The 21,634-nt window shown below is 55.9% G+C and carries 19 protein-coding genes; 7 read left to right on the top strand and 12 right to left on the bottom strand.

What is annotated here, in order from left to right:
- Nucleotides 1-13: 13 nt before the first annotated feature.
- The 11 genes from VAE55_RS13075 to VAE55_RS13025 form a co-directional block, all read right to left on the bottom strand.
- Entirely contained in the window at nucleotides 14-1,030 is a 1,017-nt protein-coding gene (locus tag VAE55_RS13075; protein ID WP_322816212.1) for a hypothetical protein, read from the bottom strand.
- 88 nt (nucleotides 1,031-1,118) lie between these two features.
- A complete protein-coding gene (locus VAE55_RS13070) occupies nucleotides 1,119-1,649 on the bottom strand; it encodes an N-6 DNA methylase (RefSeq protein WP_322816214.1) in 531 nt (176 codons plus the stop codon).
- Between the two features lie 116 nt (nucleotides 1,650-1,765).
- Nucleotides 1,766-4,663: an excinuclease ABC subunit UvrA gene (uvrA, locus tag VAE55_RS13065; RefSeq protein ID WP_322816211.1), complete on the bottom strand. Its 2,898-nt coding sequence runs from the start codon at nucleotides 4,661-4,663 to the stop codon at nucleotides 1,766-1,768.
- 169 nt (nucleotides 4,664-4,832) lie between these two features.
- A complete protein-coding gene (locus tag VAE55_RS13060; RefSeq protein WP_322816210.1) occupies nucleotides 4,833-6,371 on the bottom strand; it encodes a DUF333 domain-containing protein in 1,539 nt (512 codons plus the stop codon).
- A gap of 45 nt (nucleotides 6,372-6,416) precedes the next feature.
- Nucleotides 6,417-6,995: a peroxidase-related enzyme gene (locus tag VAE55_RS13055; protein WP_416181199.1), complete on the bottom strand. Its 579-nt coding sequence runs from the start codon at nucleotides 6,993-6,995 to the stop codon at nucleotides 6,417-6,419.
- Between the two features lie 1,040 nt (nucleotides 6,996-8,035).
- Nucleotides 8,036-9,358: a dihydrolipoamide acetyltransferase family protein gene (locus tag VAE55_RS13050; RefSeq protein ID WP_322816208.1), complete on the bottom strand. Its 1,323-nt coding sequence runs from the start codon at nucleotides 9,356-9,358 to the stop codon at nucleotides 8,036-8,038.
- Nucleotides 9,359-9,431: 73 nt separating this feature from the next.
- The gene (locus VAE55_RS13045) at nucleotides 9,432-10,415 is read right to left on the bottom strand and encodes an alpha-ketoacid dehydrogenase subunit beta (protein WP_322816207.1); all 984 of its coding nucleotides are present in this window, start codon (nucleotides 10,413-10,415) and stop codon (nucleotides 9,432-9,434) included.
- Between the two features lie 17 nt (nucleotides 10,416-10,432).
- Entirely contained in the window at nucleotides 10,433-11,461 is a 1,029-nt protein-coding gene (locus VAE55_RS13040; protein ID WP_322816206.1) for a thiamine pyrophosphate-dependent dehydrogenase E1 component subunit alpha, read from the bottom strand.
- Between the two features lie 793 nt (nucleotides 11,462-12,254).
- A complete protein-coding gene (locus VAE55_RS13035) occupies nucleotides 12,255-13,325 on the bottom strand; it encodes a hypothetical protein (RefSeq protein WP_322816205.1) in 1,071 nt (356 codons plus the stop codon).
- Between the two features lie 163 nt (nucleotides 13,326-13,488).
- Nucleotides 13,489-14,736 carry a glycosyl hydrolase family 18 protein gene (locus VAE55_RS13030; RefSeq protein WP_322816204.1) on the bottom strand — a complete coding sequence of 416 codons (1,248 nt, stop codon included), beginning with the start codon at nucleotides 14,734-14,736 and terminating at the stop codon, nucleotides 13,489-13,491.
- Nucleotides 14,737-14,768: 32 nt separating this feature from the next.
- On the bottom strand, nucleotides 14,769-15,164 hold the full coding sequence (locus tag VAE55_RS13025) for a metallopeptidase family protein (protein ID WP_322816203.1): 396 nt from the start codon (nucleotides 15,162-15,164) through the stop codon (nucleotides 14,769-14,771).
- 169 nt (nucleotides 15,165-15,333) lie between these two features.
- Here VAE55_RS13025 and VAE55_RS13020 point away from each other — a divergent pair, with 169 nt between their 5' ends.
- The 7 genes from VAE55_RS13020 to VAE55_RS12990 all read left to right on the top strand — a co-directional run bounded on the left by VAE55_RS13020 (nucleotide 15,334) and on the right by VAE55_RS12990 (nucleotide 21,093).
- On the top strand, nucleotides 15,334-16,398 hold the full coding sequence (locus VAE55_RS13020) for a M42 family metallopeptidase (RefSeq protein ID WP_322816202.1): 1,065 nt from the start codon (nucleotides 15,334-15,336) through the stop codon (nucleotides 16,396-16,398).
- A gap of 111 nt (nucleotides 16,399-16,509) precedes the next feature.
- Complete coding sequence (locus VAE55_RS13015) at nucleotides 16,510-17,796, top strand: Glu/Leu/Phe/Val dehydrogenase (protein WP_322816201.1); 1,287 nt, start codon at nucleotides 16,510-16,512, stop codon at nucleotides 17,794-17,796.
- Nucleotides 17,797-17,808: 12 nt separating this feature from the next.
- Complete coding sequence (locus tag VAE55_RS13010) at nucleotides 17,809-18,036, top strand: YtxH domain-containing protein (RefSeq protein WP_322816200.1); 228 nt, start codon at nucleotides 17,809-17,811, stop codon at nucleotides 18,034-18,036.
- A 414-nt stretch (nucleotides 18,037-18,450) separates the two neighbouring features.
- Entirely contained in the window at nucleotides 18,451-19,158 is a 708-nt protein-coding gene (locus VAE55_RS13005) for a zinc metallopeptidase (protein ID WP_322816199.1), read from the top strand.
- A 4-nt stretch (nucleotides 19,159-19,162) separates the two neighbouring features.
- Nucleotides 19,163-19,303, top strand: coding sequence for a hypothetical protein (locus VAE55_RS13000; RefSeq protein WP_012257572.1), 141 nt, complete (start codon nucleotides 19,163-19,165; stop codon nucleotides 19,301-19,303).
- Nucleotides 19,304-19,472: 169 nt separating this feature from the next.
- A complete protein-coding gene (gene udk / locus VAE55_RS12995) occupies nucleotides 19,473-20,102 on the top strand; it encodes a uridine kinase (protein WP_322816198.1) in 630 nt (209 codons plus the stop codon).
- 76 nt (nucleotides 20,103-20,178) lie between these two features.
- Complete coding sequence (locus tag VAE55_RS12990; RefSeq protein ID WP_322816197.1) at nucleotides 20,179-21,093, top strand: DUF2156 domain-containing protein; 915 nt, start codon at nucleotides 20,179-20,181, stop codon at nucleotides 21,091-21,093.
- Here the strand turns inward: VAE55_RS12990 and VAE55_RS12985 are convergent.
- On the bottom strand, nucleotides 21,032-21,598 hold the full coding sequence (locus VAE55_RS12985) for a dual specificity protein phosphatase (RefSeq protein ID WP_322816196.1): 567 nt from the start codon (nucleotides 21,596-21,598) through the stop codon (nucleotides 21,032-21,034). The genes VAE55_RS12990 and VAE55_RS12985 overlap by 62 nt on opposite strands.
- Between the last annotated feature and the right edge of the window lie 36 nt (nucleotides 21,599-21,634).

Raw genomic sequence — 21,634 nt, 5'->3', positions numbered from 1 at the left:
GCAACGGATTGGTCTATACTATCCATCGGTACGTGCGTCTCGATTGATCCGATCGTTGCAACAAAGCAAGAGCAGAACGTTGATTAATCAGGGCCCTGGGCACCTGGAGTGCGCGAAGAATTTCCATCGCCTCTTCAATCTTTTTTCTAGCCTGTAAATCATTACTCGTTGTGGCCATGCCCAGCCTTTCTATCACGAGATCATCCAGTTGTTGTTGCGGTGGGAATGTCTCACCAATACGTTCACCTATTGCAATCAATTGATCTTTTGTTGGATACCTGAAGTTGCGTAAATCTGTGTCATTGACCTGAGTATGTCCACTGAACTGTCTGAAATATTCATCTGCGATTGTAGAATTGAGGAAAGCTGCAATCCCTTTCGCCAGAGCCGGCAATAAGCCATGACCATCTTGATGATAGTAATTCAAGTGATTTTCAAACCCTGTAAGGTCTGCATCAATTCTGTCAGGGTTATATACTGCTGCAACTAATCTACGCTTTTCTTCTTTTGCAGAAAAGCGCTTAACCAGAACATACCAGCCACGTGGAAGTAACAGACTCGCCGTGGCGGGATGGATTTTGATAGCATTTGGTTTCTTTCCAGGTTTATCGGGCCATGTGATGTATCCTTCCAAAACATTGTTTGGATAAATAAGGGGAGCCTTTTCTTCCCCATTTCCTTCACAGAGAAATTCCTTAACGCGAAAATCAACCACTCTCCCGGTTGAAATCTGAATACCTAACTCGCTGAGCGATGTTGAAAGCTGCTCTACATGCTGTCCTATGTGTTGATGCAATGTGTCAGGTACAATCCGAATAAATAGTGCTGGATTATCTGGTTTTACAACCTGATCGAAAGTGACTTCTCGTATAGACATCCATGCATAATCAGGCCCCTCGCTGGCAGAGATGGCAATCTTGTTGCGCTGTTGGGATTTTACTGCGTGTACGATAATGTTCTCTTGAAGGGCATCTTCTTCGTGGAAAGCTCTATCACGATGCTCAAAAACGTGAATTCTTTGAATAGACATTGTAGATAAGAAGGCTTTTCTGAACGGAAGAAAATAAGGCCCATTGCAGAAACTTCGCGGGGTTATGGCTACAATTTGTCCGTTAGGCTCAAGTAGTTCGAGGGTGATTCCAGAAAAAAGCGGTATATAGATTGCTGGTTTCTATGCCGGCTTTTTGTAGTAGTCGGCGAGTGCGTGATTTTCCGTGAATTTTCTTATATGGAGGGTTCATGATAATAGTGTTAAAAGACTTACAAAGTGGAGCAAAAAGGGTTTTATTGCTCATAAGCATGTCAATGCCTGCCTCAATAAAGTCTTCTGGGATAATCTCATAATCAAAATCAATATCCTTTTGCCGACATATCTGGCAACAATGCTCCAGTGTCGATTGCAAATATTCTCGTAAGACTGGATCAATTTCGTAGGCAGTAATCTTGATCCGGGCAGGTGGTGTTTGCCACGTGCAGGCTGCAGCAACCAGGGCCGCTGATAAAGAGCCGACACCTGCACCGAGATCGAGGACGTGTAAGGTGTCAGGTCTGTGCGTGAAAAGGCCAGCCATGAATTGCGCGATACCTTGAGGGGTAAAAAACTGCCCCTTCTCGGCGCGATTGGCTTCGAGCTGCTGACTGGCTTTCAGACGCAGTAATTCTACCCTTTCTCGTGTTGAACAGGGTTTATGATCAATGTATGCGTTGTCATCTTGATGCTATTCCTGCGCACCCCATTAAGGGATAGGTGGCATTCACCAGACAATTATTCAACCACCGTTGCCAGATCAAGAATGTCGCGTAGAAATCGTCCGGTATGCGACGTGGGATGGCGGGCAACTTCTTCTGGGGTGCCCAGGGCGACCACTTCACCGCCGCCGTCGCCCCCTTCCGGCCCCATATCAATGACGTAATCCGCCGTCTTGATTACGTCGAGGTTGTGCTCGATCACGACAACTGTGTTGCCGGCATCAACCAGACGGTGCAACACCCGCAGCAGGTTTTGAATATCGGCAAAGTGTAAACCGGTGGTTGGTTCATCGAGAATGTAGATGGTGCGACCGGTTGCCACGCGCGCCAGTTCCTTCGCCAGCTTGACGCGCTGGGCTTCACCACCAGAGAGGGTGGTCGCCGGTTGACCGAGTTTGATGTAGTCGAGGCCAACGTCGTGCAGGGTTTGCAGAATCCGGCGTACCCGTGGCACGTTGGCGAAAAACTCCAGTGCCGTCTGCACATCCATATCGAGCACGTCGGCGATGGTCTTGCCTTTGTACTTCACCTGCAACGTCTCGCGGTTGTAGCGTTTGCCCTTGCATTCGGCGCAACGTACCCAGACATCGGCCAGGAATTGCATGTCAATCTTGATTTCACCGTTCCCCTCACAGGCTTCACAGCGGCCACCTTTGAGGTTGAAGCTAAAGCGGCCTGGCCCGTAACCACGCAGTTTGGCTTCAGGCGTCTCAGCAAACAACTCACGCAAGAGATCGAATAGCTTCACATAGGTCGCCGGATTCGAGCGCGGTGTGCGCCCAATCGGCTGCTGGTCGATGTTGATCACCTTGTCGAGCTGTTCAAGTCCGTACAGGTTGCGGAAGGGACCGGGTTTAAGCTGGGCACGGTTGAGTCGGTTGGCCAGGGCCGGGTACAGAGTTTCGGTAATGAGCGATGATTTGCCCGAACCAGAGACACCGGTAACGGCGATGAAGCAACCGAGCGGAAAACTGACCGTAACATCGCGCAGATTGTTGAGCGTTGCTCCTTCCAGCGTCAACCAGCCCTTCGTCGCCGAACGGCGGCTGGTTGGGATTTGAATCGTCAGCCGACCGGAGAGGTACTGCCCGGTGAGCGAGGTTGGATGGTGGGCGACCTGATCCGGCGTGCCGGCAGTAACGATCTGACCACCCTTCACGCCAGCACCGGGGCCAAAGTCAATGATCCAGTCGGCGGCCTGCATCGTTTCCAGGTCGTGTTCGACGACGATCAGTGTGTTACCCAGATCGCGTAAGCGCAACAGTGAGTCGAGGAGTTTGCGGTTATCGCGTTGATGCAGACCGATACTCGGCTCATCGAGGATATACATCACGCCAACCAGCCCGGAACCGATCTGTGAGGCCAGCCGAATCCGTTGCGCTTCTCCGCCGGAGAGGGTTGGCGCGGCCCGGTCGAGGGTCAGATAGTGCAGACCAACGTTGTGCAGGAAGCCGAGTCGTTCGCGAATCTCTTTCAGCACATCACCGACGATTGCCTGTTCGGTCTCGTTGAGGTGATGGGGTAACTCACGCGCCCAATCGAGGGCTTGCGCGATATTCATCCGGGTCACATCGCGAATCGTGCGGCCAACGACGCGCACGGCCAGACTCTCTGGGCGTAGCCGGGCACCCTGACAATCCGGGCAGGGCTGTTCGCTCATATACTGCGTGTAATATTCGCGCATGGTGTCTGAGCCGCTCTGCATGTAGCGACGCCGGATTTCGCTCGCCAGCCCTTCCCAGGTGCGATAATACTCGCCGCGAGAACCATGCTCATTCGTCCACGAAAACCGGATGCGTTCCTGACCACTTCCATAGATGATGGCATCGCGTTGACGCTGCGTCAGCGTATGCCATGGCGCGTCGAGATCGATCCGGTAGTGTGCGGCAATTGCCTGTAACGCCTTATACGCCCAGGTATCCTGCTTCTTGCGCATTTCGCCCCAATAGGTGACTGCGCCATCGTGGATCGAGAGCGCGTCGTTGGGCACCAGCAGCGCCGGATCGACCTCCAGCCGTGCGCCCAGGCCACTACAGGTCGGGCAGGCGCCTTGAGGCGAGTTGAATGAAAACATCTGCGGGGTCAGTTCCGGGAATGAGATACCACACGACGGACAGGTATTGCTTTCGCTCATCATCCACTCGCGGGGTTGAGCAGGATCGGCAGGCTCGTCAGCTAGGCTGATAATGACTTTCCCTTCACCTACCCGCAATGCAGTTTCGATGCTGTCGGTCAGGCGGGTGATAAAGCCTTCCCGATCACCGTTGTCACTTGCCGCCGGCAGGGCCAGACGGTCAATGACAACCTCTATCGAGTGCTTGACTTTCTTGTTGAGCTTGATCTCTTCGTCGAGCGAGCGGATTTCACCGTCTACCCGCACTCGCACAAAACCTTCCGCCTTCGCTTCGGCGAAAATATCTTTGTACTCACCTTTGCGTTGCGAGACAACGGGGGCCAGCACCATAAAGCGGGTGCCCGGTGAGAGCAAGAGCACCCGATCAACCATCTGTTGAGCCGATTGTGCTGCGACGGGTTGACCACAACGATGACAGTACTGATGACCAATGCGGGCGAAGAGCAGGCGCAGGTAATCGTAAATTTCGGTAACGGTGCCAACGGTTGAGCGCGGGTTCTTACTGGCGCTCTTCTGTTCGATGGCAATTGCCGGTGACAAGCCTTCGATCAGATCGACCTGCGGTTTTTCCATCTGACCGAGGAACTGACGTGCGTAGGCCGATAAACTCTCAACATAGCGTCGTTGACCTTCGGCGTAGAGCGTATCAAACGCCAGCGAGCTTTTTCCCGATCCACTGACACCCGTCAATACCACCAGCCGGTCACGCGGAATTTCAACATCAATCCCTTTGAGGTTGTGCTCGCGGGCACCCTTGATTACGATTGTCGTCCTGGCCACGACTGTCTCCGCTGTTATACAGACGAAACAAGAGCGTCGTCGTACAGGGACGACGCTGACCTATCTTTTAGTATACCACTCTTTGGTAGAACAAACGAACTATGAAACAGAGATTTTCGCAGGGTCATGACTCCAGCTACGATGATTCCGCCGACTGACGTGATCGCCGCTACCGATTCTTCCACCAGGTTGCACTCTCTACAAACAACGGCGTATCGGGCTGTAACTGCGCAGCGCGGTCGAGATCAGTTGCAATCGCTGGATCAGTAGCATCAACCAAAAATCTGCCCCATGACTGGACGAAGAAAACCTCTGCGCGATCCGGTTGGATTGCCAGTACTCGTTCAGTTGCCGAGATCAAATACTCACCCAACGTAGTTTCCCAGCCCTCTGCTACCGTCCCCACGATGAGCGGCGATGCGGTGCTGAAAATCTCAGCCGGTGCGGTTTGCCGCATCTGATCAACGACACCGGTATAGTCGCCGTAAAACACGCGGTTCAGCAAGGGGAAGGCGCTGTTAGCAATTGCCTCCAGATGAGCATCGTGCATCTTCTGGATCAGGCGCTGATTCCAGCGGAGTGATCCGCCGGTCGTGGGCGGATCGGCACTGCCGGCAGCGGCGACTGCTGCGTTGATCGCGGTTAAAGCCTCTGCCCACAAATCGGCCTGCGCAAATGCGACGGCCTGGCGGTTCTGTTCAGCATACGGCGCGGTTTGATATTGGGGCACCAGATCGCTTATCGTGCGTTCAACCATCGAGCCGTTTTCCCAGGCGTAGACCTGATAAAAAGGATAGTAGACGCCACAGGCATAGCAGAAGATGTATCGCTCTGACCGATCAAGAACCACCTCGGCAATTCCATCGCCATCCAGGTCTGCGATGGAACCCACCCCAGGACTCGATGCATAGGCGGCAAGCTCCAGGCGCAGGGTATCAGCGGCAAAACTGAACAGGTGATAACTACCGCTGTGCGCACCCAGCCCCCCTTCGACCTGCAACCAGATGCGATCTGGGCTAATCTTGACCTGGCGAACAGCCCCGATAAAGTCTGGTTCGAGAGAGGAACCGTCCTCTTCTGATACTGACACCAGCTTCTGCCGACTAAGAAGTTGCCAGCGCTCGTTGGTGTAGGCGTACACCGCAATAAAATGCGGTACTGGCGGATCGAGATCGAAGTTGCGCATGCCGGTGCTGTACACCGCCCACAATTGCCGCTCAGGGGTGGAAGACAACGGTTGGGCGGCAAACGTAGCAAACGCCTGTGGTGGTAGTTCGGCCTTCACCAGGGCAAACAGCTCGCGCACAACCGGATCGAGAGTCGTTGTATCGCTGACGGCATTTGAGTCGATTTGGTACTGCTGACCCGGTGCGCATTCACCGCGTAGAAAGGCCCACTCCTCGCATACCGTTCCGTCATTGAACACACATAAGCCCAGTTGCGCGCCATCAGCAGTGGTCTGTATCTCTACCTGCCCACCCTGTTCAATGCAGTAGCTCGCCGCAGGGTTGGCAAGACCGATTATTGGCACTGCCGTTGGGCGTGGCGATTCTGGTGCGGGTTGGCGATCTGGTGTAGCAGTGGCGGCGATTGGTTGAGCGGTTGGTGAGGATGTTGCTGCCGGTGCCCAGGTACAGCCGGCACTAAACATAAGAAAACTTATGATCAGGCCGAGCAGAGAATAACGAGAGATCGTTGCCGGGCGCATAATAATCCATCTCTACCGGGTGTGGCCCGGAAAGTATCGTGTTCCTTACCGGCCCATCGTATAGAACTCGTCGTTAGGCCGCAGCGCACTCATATTGGCCAGCCGATTACTCATTGCGAAGAACGCCGCTATCGCACCGATCTCCCAGATGTCGTCGAGGGTCAGGCCGTGCGCCATCAGCGGTTGCCAGTCCTCTTCGCTGATGCGGGCCGAATCCAGGGCCACTTTTAGCGCATAATCGAGAATGGCGCGCTGACGGTGCGTGATCTCGGCGCGTCGGTAGTTGGTCGCAATCTGATCGGCCAGCCGCGGATTTTTGCTGCGGATACGCAGAATGGCGCCGTGGGCAATCACACAGTACAGACAATCATTGGCCGCCGAGGTAGCGACGACAATCATCTCTTTCTCGGCCTTGCTCAGGTTCGAGGGGCGCTCCATCAGCGCATCGTGGTAAGCAAAAAAGGCGCGAAATTCATCGGGGCGTTGCGCCAGGGCCAGGAAGACGTTAGGGATAAAACCGCTCTTTTCAGCGACCTTGTCAATGCGTTCACGAATATCAACCGGCAAGTCATCGAGCCGCTCAGGATAGGGGAACCGACTGATTGGGGGGGTACCGTCATTCATCATGGTGCTCCTTACACATCCGATCAGCACGGATATTATACTGTGGGTAGTTTTCCCTGTGCAGTAAATTGTAGCAATAGTTTGGTAAGATCGGTCTGCAACAGGGCTGACATTCAACCAGCACCAGCGCACTCTGGAGTGTTACGGCGAGTGGTATGTGGTAGAGCGATACTGGCGATGGTGAGTTCATGCTTTCCTGTCAGTAGGGGCACATACCGGCCAGGGAAACCGCTGCCATCCGCACCTGATCATGAGCACGGATGGTGCGGTCGTGTGACTGCTGCACGCCACACGATGCAACCCGGCAAACTGTATCTTCGCCGGCGCGTGATACCACTGCGTGTACAGAGGAACCGTTGTTCTCCGTACCGTATTCCACCGCCGTCCGAGGGGCAGTAGGGGCGGGTTCTGAATCCGTCCCGCCCTCACCCCCGGCCCCTCTCCGCGCACTAGCGCGGGAGAGGGGAGAGCAGTAGTCTGGATCGGGACATCCTGATAAGGTAGTCGCTGTGTCAGGTCATACTTTCTGTTCATCCCTGAACCCTCGCCGGGATGAGCACACAGTGGTGTGCTGAGCATAGCCGGGCGAATGGTGGCGGGCTTTTCCGGTGAGGGTTGAGAAGAATTTATCTCATTAATTACTGACAGACTACATGATCATGACGAATGCACACACATACCCTTGATCAGTCGGGTCAACGGCCTGACACGCGCCTGGCACGAGGCACGGCTGGTGCGGCAGCTATGCTGCCGCACCCCAAACGTCGCGACACGGGCAATCCAGTCGGCAAACTGTATCTTCGCCGGCGCGTGATGCCACTGTGTGTACAGCGAACCGTTGTTCTCTGTACCGTATTCCACTGCCGTCCAAGGGGCAGTAGGGACGGGTTCTGAACCGCTCCTACCTGAACGTTCGTGTGCAGAGCGTAGCCGAACGCATGGCGGCGCACATTCCCGGTGAGGGTTGCGTCGTGTATGGCGTAAGGAATGCGCTTGAACCGCTTCTGAGTCGGTTCAAGCGCATTCGTTATGTATGGGGCCTATCCTTCCCACTCTTCAAGGCGTTTTTTCACCGTTGCCAAGAACTGATCGGCGGTCGCGCCATCGGCAATCCGGTGATCGAAGGTGAATGAGAGGTAGCAGAGCGGACGAATGGCGATTGCATCAAGCCCGTTTTGCGTGATCACGACCGGGCGTTTGACAATCGCGCCGACGCCGAGAATGCCGGCCTGGGGCTGGTTGATGATTGGTGTGGCGAAAAGGCTGCCGGTCACGCCGTGATTGGTGATGGTGAAGGTACCACCCTGGGTCTCTTCCGGGCGCAGTTGTTTGGTGCGAGCGCGCTCAGCGAGGTCATTGACGGCGCGGGCCAGACCGAGCAGATTCTTCTCGTCGGCATCAGGGATCACCGGCACCAGCAAGCCTTCCTGCAGCGCGACCGCTACGCCGATGTTGATCCGCCGATGCAGGATGATCCCCTGGTCGGTGAAGCTGCCGTTGAACACCGGCACTGCCTGGAGACCGGCAACTGCCGCCATTACAAAATAGGGGGTCATGGTCAGACGCACGCCCTGGCGACTGAACGCTTCCTGATGGGCGGCGCGATGGGCAATGACGCGACTCAGATCGACCTCCATCACTGTAGTCACGTGAGGTGAGGTGCGCACCGAACGTACCATATGTTCGGCAATACTGCGTCGCATTGGGGTGAGTGGCACCAGTTCCGCGTCCGCAGGAATATCGAAGGTTGCCGGTGCGGGGGCTGGTGCCGGAGCCGGTGCCGGGGTTGGACTTACCGGTGCGGGGGCTGGTACCGGGGCCGGCGGGGTTGCGACAGGGGTGGGGGCGACCGGTGCCGCAACCGGCGCAGACGGTTGTTGCTGTCGTTCGGCCAGGAAGCGCAACACGTCCTGCTTGGTGATACGGCCACCCTGACCGGTACCGCGAATCTGGCCGGGATCGAGGTTGTGCTCGGACAGTAAGCGGGCAACCACCGGCGAAAGATAGGTGTTACGCCCATCTGCTACCGGTGGAGCTACGGTAGCTGTCACGGTGGTGGTAGCTGATGTCGTTGCGGCGACGGTGGTTGCGGCTGGTACCGAAGCCGGTGTTGCAGGTACCGTTGCGCCTGCCGGGGCCAGGCGCGCGATGACCGTCCCGACCCGCACTGTCTCCCCCTCCGGTACCAGAATCTCGTGGAGCACGCCGGCTTCAGGGGCCGGCACTTCAGTGTCAACTTTATCTGTCACCACTTCGAGCAGTGGTTCGTATTTAGCGACCGGATCGCCGGGCCGCTTTAGCCAGCGTCCAACCGTACCTTCGGTGACACTCTCGCCGAGCTGAGGCATTTTGATATCGATCATGAAGCTCACCTGCTGCTTAACTCACGAAAGGATGCGTCCACTCTCCGATCAGCCACATGACTAATCACAGTCATCAGTAAGCTGCCAGCCGCCGCATTGCTGCCGCAATTGAGGCAGGAGAGGGCATAAACGCCGTTTCCAACGAATGAGCGAAGGGCATCGCCGGCACATCAGGACCACCGATACGCACAATTGGCCCATCGAGATACTCAAATGCGTGTTCGGCAATGATCGCTGCCACTTCACCACCAAAACCGCCAAACAGATTATCCTCGTGGACGATCAAGACCTTACCGGTACGACGGACACTGGCGAGGATCGTTTCGGTATCGAGTGGTCGCAGGGTGCGTAGATCGACAACCTCTACGCTCACCCCTTCTGCCGCCAGGGTTTGGGCTGCTTCGAGGCAGTAGTGCAGCATCAGCCCGTAGGCAAAGACCGACATGTCTTCACCGGGACGTTTGATGTCGGCGGGGCCAATCGGCACTCGATAATCCTCTTCGGGCACAAACCCCTTGATCAGCCGGTAGGTCTTCTTGTGTTCGAGGAAGAGGACCGGATTGGGGTCTTCAATCGCGCTCTTCAGCAACCCTTTTGCATCGTAAGGGGTAGCCGGGGTCACGACCTTCAGGCCAGGCACGTGGGCGAAGAAGGCTTCCACGCTTTGGCTATGGTAGAGTGCCCCGTGAATACCACCGCCGTAAGGCACCCGAATGACCAGTGGTACTTCCCAGTCACCATTAGAGCGGTAGTGAATACGGGCCGCTTCCTGCACGATCTGATTAAAAGCTGGGGCAATAAAATCGGCAAACTGAATCTCGGCGATGGGCAATGTATCGTTCATTGCGGCGCCGATACAGGCGCCTACAATGACACTCTCGGCCAGCGGCGAGTCAATGACGCGCATGGGGCCGTACTTGTCGTATAAACCTTCGGTGACACGGAAGACACCGCCGCGTTTGCCCACATCTTCACCGAAAATGAACACCCGTGAATCGGCAGCCATGGCTTCATCAAGGCCCTGGCGAATAGCTTCCAGCAAGTTCATCTCAGGCATACTATCCTCCCCGCATATCAGCGACGCTGGCGCAACGGTGCGTAGACGTGGTCGTAGAGGGTTTCCGGTTCTGGCATCGGTGCTCGCTCGGCCTCTTCGGTGGCGCGATCAACGATTGCCTTCACCTCGGTACGCATCTCTTGTTCTTCGGCTTCACTCAAGATACCGTGCTCACGCAACTGGGCAACAAAGCGCACAATTGGGTCTTGATGACGAACCAGGGCAATCTCGTGTGGTGGGCGGTAGGTGCGGTCGTTATCGTCGCTGGAGTGGGCCGTCATACGTACAACTCGTGCTTCGATCAGCGTAGGGCCATCACCGCGGCGTGCCCGTTCAACTGCACGGCGAGTCACTTCATAGACGGCGAGGACATCGGTTCCATCAACACTAATGCCAGGGATGCCGTAAGCCGCAGCCCGTTCGGCAACACTGCCAATAGCCATTTGCTGGCGTTGATGAACACTGATCGCGTATTCATTATTTTCGCATTGGAAAATAACCGGCAGCCGGTGGACGGCTGCCAGATTGACTCCTTCGTGAAAATCACCCTGGCTGGTGGTGCCCTCACCGAAGGATACCCATACTACCGCGTCACCGCCTTTAATCTTTTCGGCCAGACCAATCCCTGCCGCGTGCGGTATCTGGGTGCCGACCGGCGAGGATTGGGTCACAATCTTCAGGCGCCGACAGCCGTAGTGGGCCGGCATCTGTCGTCCACCTGAACTGGGATCGGTGGCGCGGGCGAACAGACCGAGCATCACTTCCGTCGGTGTCATACCCATCACCAGGACGGTTGCCAGCCCGCGATAGTAGGGCAGAATAAAGTCTTTACCACGCATTAAGGCAAACGCGGCGCCAACCTGAGCCGCTTCGTGGCCCTGACAACTAATCACAAAGGGCGCTTTGCCGGCCCGGTTGATCACCCACATACGCTCGTCGAGCGCTCGCGCCAGCATCATATACCGCAGCATATCGCGTAGTGTGTGCGGCGGTAGATCGTGCCCAAATCCTGGATCGGTGCTGATTTCATTGATTGAGAGGGTCATCGGCGCTCCCTTTCTCTAAACGGATATCCTGAAAACGAAAGTCCCGCCACGGTTCGCCGTAGCAGGACGCACCAACGCAGGCGTATACTGTCTCACGCTTACGTTCCGTCCCCATCGACGGCGAGCAAATCATCAGCTAGTCATGAATAGTATAGCCGAAAAACAGGGTTGATGCGAATAGATAGTATTGGTCTTTTGTCATAGTATGGATTAACATAACGTCAGTTGAGGATGCGAGACATTGTTTTCGCTCCAGGTGTCGTTGCTACTACTCCAGATTCATTGTCAGGTAGGACTGGCGGTAGGGGCGCGTGGTAGCAGCCTGGAAGTTATCTCATTCATTACTGACAGACGACAAGATCGTGACGATCACACACAGCATCCCCGTACCAGCGATGAACGGCGTGACACGCGCCCGGCACGAATTATGGCAGGGGCAGCAGTCACACTGCCGCACTCCAAATGAGGCGACACGTCCATGGCAAGAGTGCAACGCAACCAGTCCAGCGCGTGATGGCACTGGAGATGGTTGTTAGCACTCCTCGCTGCCATACCGGCGGAGATACTGTCGTTGCTGATTGGCAAGCGTTCACGAGCCTGTGCGACGGTCGGGTCTCACGACGGCACAGCTTGAGATAGTTCTACACCACGCTGACGTTATGGGCTAACGAGAGTCCTATCGAGCCATCCTGCCGATTTGGGAAAGCCAACAGCATTGCTTTCGCCTAACCGGTGGTACAGATCGTGCAGGCATCGACCCGACCACGCGCCATATGTGGCGTTGGGGGTTTGCCTACCGAATGGTGTACGCGCTTATCAAACTCTCTTCGCCTAAGAGTTGAAGCTGAGTCTGGAAGCCGGCATGTGCTCGTTCGATAAACGCTCGCGCTTCTTGAAAACGCAGGGCAGCGCGATTGGCATGAGCGACATCATACGTGCTGTAAAACTCAAGAATCGCATCCAGCCCGGCCAGTTCCAGCTCAAGGCCACGTCGGTAGTCTTCGTGGGCCGGCAGTAGGACACCCGGTACACGTAGCTCTCCCAAATTGGCCAACGCCTGCGCAACCGTTGAGCGCAACCGTTGCGTGGCTGCAACGTGGTTAATTGAGGCACCACCGGGCTGGCTGGTCTCCTGACGATATGTCGTTGTCGCTGTACGGAGATCGGCACGTATCGCCTCAACTGCATTGAGGTAAGAGACAGTCAAACTCTCAACCACTGCCAGTGGCTCTGCTTCGAGGGCCGGGATAGGCGTAGGGGTTGCAACAGCTACAACTGATGGTGACTCTACAGTAAAAGCCGGCTCTTGTTCGTCAGCCAGTGCTGCCAGTGCTTGCTCGCGGGCAATGCTCACACTTTGATGCAGGAAAACTGCTACTGACAGTAACACAATCGGCAAAATCCAGAGTACGAGCCGCACCCGTGATGTTTCGCGATGTTGCCAGCGCCAGTGCAACCACCAGTCGCGGTGTGCTGTATCTTTCGCTGGCGATGTTGCCGGCGTAGCCGGAGCTTCAGTCGTTGTTTCCGGTACAGCCGCTGGCACGCTCAAATCGGCTATCGGACGAGCATTGACTGTTCCTTGTCGTTCGAGGTAGGTCAGGCCGCGACGAGCGTGAGGGTTTTGTGGATTGATACGCAGCACGGCCTGCAAGCAAAATGCGCGTTGGGCCGGATCATCAACGACACCGCTCAGCCACAACCATGCTCGCTCGTCACGCGGATCGAGCTTCAAGGCGTGTGCCAGCAATCCCGCCGCAACACGGCGCTGACCACCGCGTGCGGCGGCGATCCCGCGTTCGACTAATTCACGCGCTTCAGCCGGATTGGCCCGAACACCAGATTCATTGACAGTGGTTGTCATTGCGATCTCGTTTACAGCGCTGCCCGCAGTGATATGTTATGGGTTACTGTAACATATCTGTTACCGTGGACAACGAGATTGCACATCTACACCAGGTAAACGCAGAAATTGGTCTCAATCACACAAGTATAGCCCGATTAGAACACTTATGCAATGCATACGCTCAATGATCCGGGAGTAATGCGTTGAGCGCTCGCTGGATCAGGGTCGAGTCTTGCACAAGATTGGCCCGTACCGTCTGCCAGTATTCGGGGCGTTCATAGCCCAATTGCCAGATGGCAATGCCGGCCAGATCGAGCTTCTGTACAGTTGCAATCTTATCGGCCAGACCGGTATCGGTCATAAACCAGACGGTACGGGTACCGGCACTGGTGCGATAGGTAAAGGTGCTCTCTCCTACCCGACCACGAGCGTTACGTTCGATAAAACTGACCGTTGGCTGATGTTCGTTGATAATCTCTTCAATCACGCGCCACGGGCGAGCAGTGGCATTGCCGTTCGGTGGCCAATCGTAGCCGTAGAAGTGAACGCCGATCAATACTTTCGCCGGATCAACGACCTCACGGGCATAACTGGCGACCGATTCGATCCAGTAGGCCGGTGCCACCGGACCAGGGCCGGAACCGCGCCAATGATAGTCGTAGGTCATAATCCGTAACTGATCGACGTGTGGCCCAATGGCTGCCCAATCTTGAAATGCCCCTAAACCACCGTCATCCCGATCCTTGGCATGGACGGCTACCGTCAGCAGCTTGTTGTGGGCATGCAGTGCTGCCGCCAGATCAACGATAAACGTGGTATAGTCATCGCGTAGTGATGGTGCCAGTGACTCATAATCGATGTCAATGCCATCGTACCCACGGGCCAATACCTCATCCACAATATTCTGGATATGCCGCGCCCGCAGTTGGGGATTGGTCAGCACCGGAACCACCGCACCAGGATTATTAACATTGTGAATGGAGGGGATAATCCGCACATTGTTCTCGTGCGCTATCCGCACCAATTCGTCATCACGTTGTCCGTAAAGACGGCCACTGGCATCGGTGGTGTACCAGAATGGGCTGATGTCGTCGATAATGTCAACATTCGCAAGGAACGACTCACGGGCATCACCGGCAAAATTGGGCGGTAACCAGACAGCGATATAACGTCCGCTCTTCGGGTGATAGCCTGCCATGTCCGGTTCGGGAGGGGCGGCTGTCGGTACTGGTGTTGGGGGAATCGGCGTGGGCAGAACCAGCAAGGGAGCAGCGGTCGCGGTTGGTTCGGGGGCAATCGTTGGTGAAGGAGCGGTAGCCGAAAACGTGATCAATGTACTTGACATTTGCAGAGTCTGCCAGAGGAGCACACCGGCAATGACCAATGCACTGATATAGATACTTCCGGTTATGATCGTGCCAGCTCGCACGCTCGCCTCACTCTCCTGCTATCAAGCCTGGACTAGTAGGCACCCAGCTCTCGTAGACGTTTATCACTGATGCCGAAGTGATGAGCTATTTCATGCAACACCGTGCGCCGTACCTGTTCGCGTAGGGCTGATCTGGTGCGAAAATCGCGTTCAAGAGGCTCCTGGAAGATGATGATGGTTGCCGGCAGGAAGATACCATCGCTATGTTGTTCAGTCAGCGGCGTCCCTTCGTAGAGACCGTAGATGGTCTGCCATGGGCGTAAGCCGAGTGCCCGGCGCTGTTCACGACTTGGACGCGGAGCAACCACGATCCCGACGGTGTCCAGGTGGCGGGCAAAAGCCGGTGGCAGGCTCTTGAGAACGTCCGCAACAAGATCGGCAAATTCTGATGTGTTCATCACGTTGACAATATTTGTGTTTGATAACATATCAAAGCTCATTATACCGGTTGCGCCGAGATAGCGTCAAGCATTTTACCGATTTTGAACGCAAAGTACAGGATGTATTCGTAGGTTGAGGTTCAAAAACCAATAACACAATGATACGTTATACTAGACACAGGTACAGGCAACCCTGTTTTAGCTACGAGAAGGACGTATGGAACTTGCACAAATCTCCTTTCTGAAGCGGCTGCTTGCCACGCCCGGCCCTTCGGGTGACGAAGATCAGGCAGCGCGGGTATGGAGGGCCGAAGCGCGCACGTTTGCCGATCGGGTCTACAGTGATGTGCTGGGCAACAGCTTTGCGGTGCTGGAAGGCAGTGGGCCACGGATTCTGCTGGCCGGTCATATCGATGAGATTGGCTTGATGATCAGCCATATCGACGATCAGGGCTTTCTGTTCTTCAGCCCAATTGGTGGCTGGGATGCGCAGGTTCTGGTCGGTCAGCGTGTGCGCTTACTGGGTAAGACCGGTGACGTGATAGGGGTGATCGGGAAGAAGCCGATTCACCTGCTGAAGCCCGACGAGCGCAATCAGGCCACGAAAATCGAACAGATGTGGATTGATATTGGGGCGACGAGCAAGAGCGAAGCCAGTGAACTGGTTCAGGTCGGCGATGTTGGCGTCATTGACGCACCGGTCTACGAGCTACCGGGGGGGCGCATTGTCAGTCGCTCTATCGACAACCGGATCGGTGCCTTTACCGTCCTGGAAGCCTTGCGTCTACTCAGCCAGAATCGGCCTAACGCTCACGTGGCGGCTGTAGCCACAACTCAGGAAGAGATCACCTTTGGCGGAGCAACGACGGCGGCGTTCAGTTTCGATCCGCAGATTGCGCTGGTGGTGGATGTCACTTTTGCTACCGACCACCCCGACTCGGATCAGCGCCAGTGGAACGTGGTCAAACTGGGTGGTGGCCCGGTGTTGTCACGCGGTTCAGCCAACAGTGGTCGGGTTTTCCGGCGGCTGGTCGAGCTGGCCGAGTGCGAAGCGATCCCGTACAGTGTGCAAATCTCGCCACGGTACACCGGTACCGATGCCGACGCGATCCATCATGTGCGAGGAGGTATTGCCAGTGCCGTCATCTCTATCCCCAACCGCTATATGCATTCGCCGAACGAGATGATCGCATTGCACGACGTGGAGTGCGCAGTGCGCCTGATCGTCGCTTTTGTGCATTCAGTCAGTAATGTGAGCGAATTTATTCCACAAGATGAATAAAAATTATAACGGATCAGCTATGGCGCCGTGGTACAATAGGTACTGTCGCGCCGGCGTTGTCGCGACCGGCCAGCGTTGGCCGATTCTACTCATCGTTGAGGGGTAAAGGTCATGGTGATGACAGATATCGAACGATCTGCCGCCGCGCCTTCTGAGCGTGTTGATCTGCTGAACATTGTGCAGCAGCATTTTGATCAGGCGGCTGAACTGCTCGACCTTCCGGCACGTCTCCGCGGCATTTTGCGCGTGCCGCAGCGCGAATTGACCGTCAATTTCCCGGTGAAGCGGGATAGTGGACGGATCGAGGTCTTTCAAGGTTTTCGTGTCCAGCACAATCTGGCCCGTGGCCCAACGAAAGGCGGCATTCGCTACCACCCCAATGTCACGCTTGACGAGACCCGCGCCCTGGCAATGTTGATGACCTGGAAGTGTGCACTGGCTGGTTTGCCATATGGCGGTGCGAAAGGTGCGGTCATAGCTGACCCCAAACAGCTTTCGGTCGGTGAAATGGAACGCCTGACCCGTCGCTTTGCCACCGAGATTAGTGTTGTGATCGGCCCTGAGCGCGACATTCCGGCGCCCGATGTCGGTACCAACCCCCAGGTGATGGCGTGGATGATGGATACCATCTCGATGCACCAGGGCCATACCGTACCGGCAGTCGTGACCGGAAAGCCGATCAATATCGGTGGCTCGGAAGGGCGGCGCGAGGCTACCGGTCGTGGGTTGACTTATGTGTTGACGGCTGCGGCCCACCATCTTGGCCTCAATCTCTCGGATATCCGGCTAGCGATCCAGGGGTGTGGCAATGTTGGCTCAACCGTGGCCCGCGAAGCAGTTGCGTTGGGGATGAAGGTCATTGCCCTCAGTGACAGCCGTGGTGGGGTCTACAATCCGCACGGACTGGATATTGAGGCTATCCTGGCTCACAAAGCGCATACCGGCAGTGTGGTTGGTGCCGTCAATGCCGACGCCCTGACCAACGAAGAGTTGCTGGAAGTTGCATGCGATGTGTTAGTGCCGGCAGCGTTGAGTGGTGTGATCACAGCCCAAAACGCCGGTCGGATCAGAGCGCAGATCGTCGCTGAAGCGGCCAATGGCCCCACCACCAAAACTGCCGATGCGATCCTGTATGATCGGGGATGCCTGGTCATTCCAGACATTCTCGCCAATGCCGGTGGGGTCACTGTTAGCTACTTCGAGTGGGTGCAGGGGTTGCAAGCGTTTTTCTGGAGCGAGCGGGAAGTCAACACGCAGTTGCGCCGAGTGATGACCAATGCCTTGCAACAGGTCGTGCGGGTTTCAGCCGAGCGACAGGTCGATCTGCGCACGGCATCGTATATGCTGGCCGTGCAGCGCGTGGCCGACGCCGTCACGACCCGTGGTATTTATCCGTAGTATGAGCAGGTTATGGACGAACTGGATGCACTGATCAACGACCTCGTTCCGCACCCGATCAGCGGAAGGCGGTTTCTCTTCGGTCTCCTGTTAGGTTTCACCGGGGGCGCAAGCGCGGCTGCGCTGCTGCTCCCCCGTAGTGGCCCGGCATTACGGCAGTGGCTCAACGAACGCGCCACAGCTCTGATCGGTCAGCTTCGGCATATCCTGGCCGGCGAGGATAAACTGGGGTATAGTTGATTGCCGCGTTGTTTCTGCCTAATCCGTCCGGTTTTGCAGTGTATGTCGCCCAGGCCATCAGCCTGGGCGATAAGTTGTCTTAACCCGAGTTGCCATCTATGCTGTGATCAGGCTGCGTGAAGCTGACTGCCAGGATACACAGCACGACGTTGCGCACAACATCGTGCCGCGTACCTGTGTGAACGATGTGGATAGCAGCCAGTTCCCATCGACACACTACGTCACGTCTCATGGTAGCAACGCGGGTTATGCCTTGCCTCTGTGGTGATAAAGGGCAACCGGGGTTGTATTACCCGTTCCTTTGCGGCAGATTTTGCAAAAATCCAACATTCTACCAACATCCGGTTGTCATTCAAGAGTGGTATACTGTGCGTAGCATTGAGACACATTACATTCCCTCTGAGGAGGTCGTCTATGCCGTTCTTTTTCGATCCAACTTATCTGATCTTTGCAGTGCCGGCGATGCTCTTTGCTCTCTGGGCACAGTTTCAGGTTCAGTCGGCCTTTAATAAATGGTCGCAAGTCGCCAATATGCGCCGCCTGAATGGGTTTGATGTGGCGCGGGTGTTGATGCGTAACGAAGGACTGGATCATGTCGGGGTCGAGACGATCCCCGGTATGCTGACCGATCACTACGATCCTTCCAGCAAAGTCATCCGGCTTTCGCAAGGGTCATTGCAGCCGTCAGTCGCAGCGATGGCCATTGTCGCGCATGAATTGGGCCACGCCGCACAAGATAAAGAGGGCTATGCCTGGTTGCGGGTTCGTTCGGGGATTGTTGGTTTTGCCAACATCGGTTCTCAGCTTGGCGTCTGGCTCTTCTTTATCGGGATGATGCTGAGTACTTTTGGAGGCCGGGGGTTTGGCTTCCAGTTGGCGGTTGTTGGCGTAATCTTGTTCAGCGCAGCGGTGGCGTTTACGCTGGTTACTCTGCCGGTTGAGTTTAATGCCAGTGCTCGAGCCCGTGAGATGTTGCAACGGGCCGGTCTGGTCACTGTGCAAGAGGCCGAAGGCGTGAACGCGGTGTTGAATGCAGCGGCGTTGACGTATGTGGCTGCCGCAGCACAGGCTATTGCGCAGTTGCTGTACTTTGTGACTGTTTTGATGCGACGGAGGGAATAATCGCATGACGGAAGAAGAGTTGCGGCGAAAGTTAGTCCACGGGTTGCTAAGCCTGGTGCTGAGCCTGGCAGCAGCATGGCTGGCGACGTATCTGACGAATAAGCTGCTGGGTGAACCACCAAAATCAGAATCGCAAACAGTGTAAGATGACAATTATGGTTGACTCGTGATCAACCTGTACGGGATGATGTCGATTACGGGAGCGGTAGATACTGCCGGTTTCTGGTATCGCACATCTCCCTATTGATGTTCTGGCGTGGGGCGTGCCCGGTGGAACGCCCCTTCTTCTATGTTTGAATGATGTTCTACGGCGTATGAGTACCTACCCAATCATTATCGGGGTCGCCGGTGGCAGTGCCAGCGGCAAGACAAGCGTTGCGCAGGCTATTTTGCAACGAGTCGGCGCTGATCGGATTGCCCACATCGACCACGACCGCTACTACAAAGATTTGAGCCATCTGCCCCTTGCAGAACGGGCAAAGTTCAATTTCGATCATCCCGATGCGCTTGATAACGATCTGCTGGTTGCCCATCTCGATGCGCTTTGTGCCGGTCAATCGGTAGATTTGCCGACCTACGACTATGCAACTTACGTGCGTCTACCGCAAACCGAGCGGATCGAACCTCGTCCGGTGATTCTAGTCGAGGGGATTTTGATCTTCTACGAGCCGGTGTTACGGCGGCGGATGCAAATTAAGTTGTTTGTTGATACTGACGCCGATCTGCGCTTTATCAGACGGTTGCGTCGTGATATTGTCGAGCGCGGTCGTTCGGTCGAGTCGGTGATCGAGCAGTATCTGGCGACAGTGCGTCCAATGCATCTTGAATTTGTGGAACCGACCAAGCGGTATGCGGATGTAATCTTCCCCGGCGGGGGGCGAAATCCGATAGCGATTGATATGGTGGTGGCCCGCATCGAAGCCGCCCTACAAGCAATGCCTTGACAGCGACTCCTAACCGGGCGCAAACTACTACCAGAACCCGATCTGGCTGTTGGCGTTAAACCGGTTGTGAATACGTATGCCACTTACCCCCACCCTCGCCGATGAATTACCGCTCAGTTGGACACGAGCCTGCCTGCCGTCACCGCGCTGGCAGGCCATTCGCTTACCATTTTCTGGTTTCACCTGGCTGGCCTATGCAACGCTACCGCCCGACTACACGCTCGACCATCTCCAACGCGAGTATCTACCGGGAAGCCGGCTGCTGGTGCGAGGTTGTTCTGCCAGTCTGGCCGGCCAACTGGCGATGGCCGGCTGGGAGTGTATCCGGGTTGGGATTGACGGTCTGGTTGACCTGCGCGGCCACAGCCTGCAACGGCGTTCAGTACGCAAGATGGTTCGTGCTGCGAGTCGGTATGGGTACGTGGTCGAGATGCCGTGGAGTCCATCGGCAATGGCTCATCTGCGCTGGCTGGCACATGAAGCCCGTTACGGGCAGCGACCGCAATTGCGCTACCTGTTTCGCACCATCTTTGAGCCTGAGACTCGTCTGTTTGTTTTTGTTGACGCCGATGGCATCTGGCAGGGTGCGTTGCTGCTCACGCAGCCCTCGGCGACAACTGCGGTGACCGAACTGATGTTGCGCAGAAAGCAGGCTCCTGCCGGTGTGATGGAAGCGCTCTTTGCAACGGCTGGACAGACGTTACAGGCTGAAGGGTTTCATTTCTTGAGCCTCAATGAAGTGCCGTTCCACCATCTTGATCACCGTCTCCGACCGCTGGAACGCCTGGTGACGCTGGTGGGGCGCCAGATGGGTGCCGTCTACGATACCAATGGTCTCTACCACTTCAAAGCCAAATTTGCCCCCGTCTGGCGACCGGTCTACATTTGTGCGCAGCCACGCCTTTCCCTGCTGGCCTTTGTTGATCTCTTCACGGTATCTGGGTGTCTGGAGCTGGCGGCCAGTAGCCTCTATCGTCAGCGGGCGGCGTAAACTGGCCGGATCGTCGACGGCGAATCAGTATCTGCTCGTATGCCTGAAGTTGACGCAGTTGACGCCGGTTAGGACGAATGATGGGACGTGCCATACGCAAGGTGGCGAGTGCCGCCCGATGACCGATACCGTGATGGGCCATCAGATATGCCGCCGTCATCAGCGGTGCTCTGCCGACACCGGCGTGGCAATGGACAAAGACCGGTAAGCCATCGCTAATCGCCTGAGCAATAAAATGCACCCCTGCATCAAGCTGTTCAATCGTTGGTGGATGGAAATCTGGTACCAGTAACCGTAAACTGCGCACCGGCAGCGGCTCGCGAAAGAGATCAGCTCGCTCGGCCTGGAGCGAGAGCACTGCCCGCACACCGAGCTGATAAATAGCAGGCCATTGTTGAGCACTAAACTGACCACCGACGAAGAGCATTGGGGTAACGGGTGAGATATTCAGACCGAAGAATCGTTGCCATTGGGTGGCAAGATAGGTACGCACGCGACGAATCATAAGACTTCTCTGGTACAATACAAACTCAAACACCGT

It is taken from the genome of Chloroflexus sp. (assembly GCF_034432675.1).
GTDB lineage: Bacteria > Chloroflexota > Chloroflexia > Chloroflexales > Chloroflexaceae > Chloroflexus.
The sequence above is the reverse complement of the archived record's forward strand: the minus strand, read 5'-3'. Positions and strand labels throughout refer to the sequence as shown.